A 3,766-nucleotide genomic window follows, 5' to 3' on the forward strand; every position below is an offset into this window, starting at 1 on the left:
CTGGAGCGGCTCTAGCGAAAAATGCAAGAAATCTGAATCAAGGCCCGCTCACCCTGAGCTTGTCGAAGGGTGTTGGTCGCGCGTCGCGCCAGCGTCCTTCGACAAGCTCAGGACGAGCGGAAGGGGTGCGGATTTCACGCACGACGCTCGAAACGCCAAGGCGTTCCGGCGCTTGCCCGTCATGGCGGGGGCCGCAGAGTTTAGAGACGTTCCAGCGCCGGGATCAGTTCATCGAAATGATCGATCACCGCCGCCGCGCCAAGCTCTGCGGCCGGCAGGTCGTTGAACCCGAAGCTGACGGCGACACAGGGCAGACCGGCTGCCGCCGCCGCCATGGTATCGTAAGTGGTATCGCCCACGTAGGCCGCCCTGCCCGCTCCCGCGCGCTCCAGCATGAGGTGCAGCAGATCCGGCTTCGGCTTGGCCCGGCCCGGCCCCAGCGTATCACCGCCGATCACCGTGACGAAACGGTCCGTCAGACCAAGCTGGTCGAATATGCTGAGCGCGAACCGCTCCAGCTTGTTGGTCACGACCGCCACTTTCACACCGCGCGCGGCCAGTCCGTCCAGCATCGCTTCGCCGCCTGGAAACAGGCGGGTCTCCACGGCGATGTTGTTCTCGTAGAAGTCGAGAAGCGACTGGTGCAGTTCCTCGAATCGCGCATCGGGAACAGCACCGCCGGTGACGTCCAGAGCCTTTGCCAGCATCTTCTTCGCGCCGCCGCCGATCAGATCGCGCACTTCGGCGACCGGAAGGGTCCGGCGCCCCTCGATGCCAAGCGTGTAGTTCACCGCCCGGGCAAGATCGCCGTGGCTGTCGAGCAGGGTTCCATCGAGGTCGAAACCGACGATCTGAAAAGGGAAATCCGTCATTCGGAGCCCAGTGCAGGCTTAATATGGAAACCGCAACAATTTGCTGGCAGATGGGGCCCATGACTTCTGCCAGCACGCCCCTCGCCATCATCGTCCTCGCCGCCGGCAAGGGCACCCGCATGAAGAGCGACCTGCACAAGGTGCTCCACCCGATCGCCGGACGGCCCATGCTCGAACACCTGCTATCCAGCGCGCAGGATCTGGCGCCGGAGCGGCAGGTCGTCGTGGCCGGGCATGGCCGCGAGCAACTGGAAAAAGCGCTGGGCGAACGCGCGGCGATCGCGGTGCAGGAACCCCAGCTCGGCACCGGGCACGCTGTCCAGCAGGCGGAGCAGGCCCTCTCCGGTTTCGAAGGCGATGTCCTGATTCTCTATGGCGACGTTCCCTTCGTCCGGACCGAAACCATGCGCGCGATGATCGAGCGGCTTCACGCGCCCGATGCGCCTGCCGTCGTCGTCCTGGGTTTCGAGCCGGAAGACCCGCTGCAATACGGCCGCGTTCTTGCCCATGACGACGGCCGCATCGCGATGATGGTCGAATACAAGGACGCAGACGAAGAGCAACGCGCCTGCCGCCTGTGCAACTCCGGCCTGATGGCAGTGAAATCAGCCGATCTGTTCGACCTGCTCGGCAAACTTGGCAACGACAATGCCGCGGGCGAATATTACCTCGTCGATATCGTCAACATCGCCACGCTGGCAGGGCGCACGTGCGCCGTCATCGTCACCGACGATCCCGACGAAGTGGGCGGTATCAACAGCCGTGGCGAACTCGCCGCGGCCGAAGCGCGCTGGCAGGTGAAACGCCGCGTGCAGGCCATGGCCGACGGGGTGACGCTGATCGCGCCGGAAACCGTGTTCTTCGCATGGGACACGCAGCTTGGCCGCGATGTCACGATCGAACCCAACGTGGTCTTCGGCCCCGGCGTGACGGTGGCTGACAATGTCGTGATCCACGCCTTTTCACACCTCGAAGGCGCAACGCTCGAAAGCGGCACCGCGATCGGCCCTTATGCCCGCCTGCGCCCCGGCGCCGTGCTCAAGCAGGGCGCCAAGATCGGCAACTTCGTGGAGATGAAGAACGCCGTGCTCGGCGAAGGCGCCAAGGCCAATCACCTCACGTACCTTGGCGATGCCGAAGTCGGCGCCAAGGCCAACATCGGCGCAGGCACGATCACCTGCAATTACGATGGCTATTTCAAGCACAAGACCGTGATCGGCGAGCGGGCCTTCATCGGCTCCAACAGCGCCCTTGTCGCCCCGGTGAAGATCGGCGCCGACGCCATCGTCGCAGCCGGCAGCGCGGTGACGCGCGATGTCGCTGCCGGAGAACTGCGGCTGGTGCGCGGCGAACAGCTGGTCAAGCCCGGCTGGGCCGACCGCTTCCACGATGCCATGAAAAAGAAGAAGGCCGAGCAGAAGAAGTAAGGCTTACACCCGGCCTTTCAGGCCAAATTACGAGCCGATTGCCTGCTTGCGGGCAATGTTCCCGAGTTCGAACTTCGCCGCTTCGCTGCCCGGCTCGTAGTCCTGCGACTGGCGGAACAGGCGCGCGGCCTCGTCCAGATCGCCCATCTGCATCTTGTCGTAGCCCATGCCGCGCAGGGCCCGCGCCGCGAGACCTGCATCAGGGCCGGTCTTGTCCTTGTCGGCAATGGCCCAGGCATGGGCGAAGGCATCGTAGCTCTTCTGCCATTCGCGCCGCGACTTGAAGAGCTCGGCATATTCGTTGGCGAAATGGGCATCGCCCGGTGCCATCTGCATGGCCTTGAGCAGTTCCGTCTCGGCCAGATCACCGCGCCCGAGATCGATCAGCGCGTATCCTTTGCCGAAATGGGCATCGCACAGCGCTCCATCGACCAGAACGACCTGCTTCGGGCTCACGGAATGTGCCGTGCGGTCCGACCGGCACAGCCGCGCGCGCGAATCACCCGCCAGCGACTGGTCGGCCGACGCGATCACCTTGTCGAACAGGTTGACCGCCTTCGCCTGCTTGCCGCTACGGATCAGATCAAAGGCATGGTCCACTTGTGCGGACAGGCTCGCATCGAATTTCGCTTCGGGCTTCAGGTCATGGCTGAACGCGACGGCCAGGGTAACGGATTGCGGAATACTGCCGGAGGCGGCGGCCTCGGCTACAGAAGCGGCCTGAGCCGGAACGGCGAACAAAATACCTGCTGCGAAGACAACTCGACTGAGCATCGGTGCATTTCCTCTCCCCACAACACCGATACTGCGCCGGTCTGTGCCGGGTCCTGTTGCGGACCTAGGTCGTCAGACAGTGTTCGTTGAACTGCTTAAAATATCGGACCGGAGCGATTTGACAAGTCGTATCGCCGAAATCACATCGTCACGCACCGTTTGGATGACGGTGCGTCCCTTTCGCGCAACACCCGGAGAATCGTGATGTCCAACAGTCCCTGGAGCCACACCCGCAGTTCCTCGATCGCCGACGATGTCGATTTCGAGATCAAGGGCCAGGAACTCCAGTTCGTCGAAATCGAGCTCGATCCCGGCGAAAGCGCCGTGGCCGAAGCCGGCGCGATGGTCTGGAAAGATTCGGACATCGCGATGTCGACCGTGTTCGGCGATGGTTCGGCCAATGACGGCGGCGGCTTCATGGGCAAGCTGCTGGGGGCGGGCAAGCGCCTCGTCACCGGCGAGAGCCTGTTCACCACGGTCTTCACCCATCACGGCCACGGCAAGGCCCGCGTGGCCTTTGCCGCGCCGGTGCCCGGCTCGATCCTGCCGATCAAGCTGGACGACGTGGGCGGACGGCTGATCTGCCAGAAGGATGCCTTCCTGTGCGCCGCGCGCGGCGTCTCGATCGGCATCCACTTCCAGCAGCGAATCATGACCGGCCTGTTCGGCGGCGAAGGCTTCATCATGCAGAAG

General features: G+C 63.9%; 4 protein-coding genes. 2 read left to right on the forward strand and 2 right to left on the reverse strand.

Translation table 11 applies throughout. From position 1 onward, the window contains the following. Positions 1 to 200 precede the first annotated feature (200 nt). A complete protein-coding gene (locus NN5_RS24235; RefSeq protein WP_067739182.1) occupies positions 201 to 872 on the reverse strand; it encodes an HAD-IA family hydrolase in 672 nt (223 codons plus the stop codon). Positions 873 to 931: 59 nt separating this feature from the next. Between NN5_RS24235 and glmU the strand changes: the two genes are divergently transcribed. Continuing rightward, positions 932 to 2,299 carry a bifunctional UDP-N-acetylglucosamine diphosphorylase/glucosamine-1-phosphate N-acetyltransferase GlmU gene (gene glmU / locus NN5_RS24240; RefSeq protein WP_067739185.1) on the forward strand — a complete coding sequence of 456 codons (1,368 nt, stop codon included), beginning with the start codon at positions 932 to 934 and terminating at the stop codon, positions 2,297 to 2,299. Between the two features lie 27 nt (positions 2,300 to 2,326). Here glmU and NN5_RS24245 read toward each other — a convergent pair whose 3' ends face one another. Further along, positions 2,327 to 3,073: a tetratricopeptide repeat protein gene (locus NN5_RS24245; protein WP_067739187.1), complete on the reverse strand. Its 747-nt coding sequence runs from the start codon at positions 3,071 to 3,073 to the stop codon at positions 2,327 to 2,329. A gap of 204 nt (positions 3,074 to 3,277) precedes the next feature. Between NN5_RS24245 and NN5_RS24250 the strand changes: the two genes are divergently transcribed. After that, positions 3,278 to 3,766: AIM24 family protein (locus tag NN5_RS24250; RefSeq protein WP_169801055.1), on the forward strand; the 489-nt coding region annotated here is incomplete at its 3' end.

Origin of the sequence: Novosphingobium naphthalenivorans NBRC 102051, assembly GCF_001590985.1 — a bacterium.
GTDB lineage: Bacteria > Pseudomonadota > Alphaproteobacteria > Sphingomonadales > Sphingomonadaceae > Novosphingobium > Novosphingobium naphthalenivorans.

What these genes read in the sequence shown, in the direction of transcription:
- glmU (WP_067739185.1), top strand. Translation starts at nt 932, where the DNA reads ATGACTTCTGCCAGCACGCCCCTCGCCATCATCGTCCTCGCCGCCGGC.
- NN5_RS24235 (WP_067739182.1), bottom strand. Translation starts at nt 872, where the DNA reads ATGACGGATTTCCCTTTTCAGATCGTCGGTTTCGACCTCGATGGAACC.
- NN5_RS24245 (WP_067739187.1), bottom strand. Translation starts at nt 3,073, where the DNA reads ATGCTCAGTCGAGTTGTCTTCGCAGCAGGTATTTTGTTCGCCGTTCCG.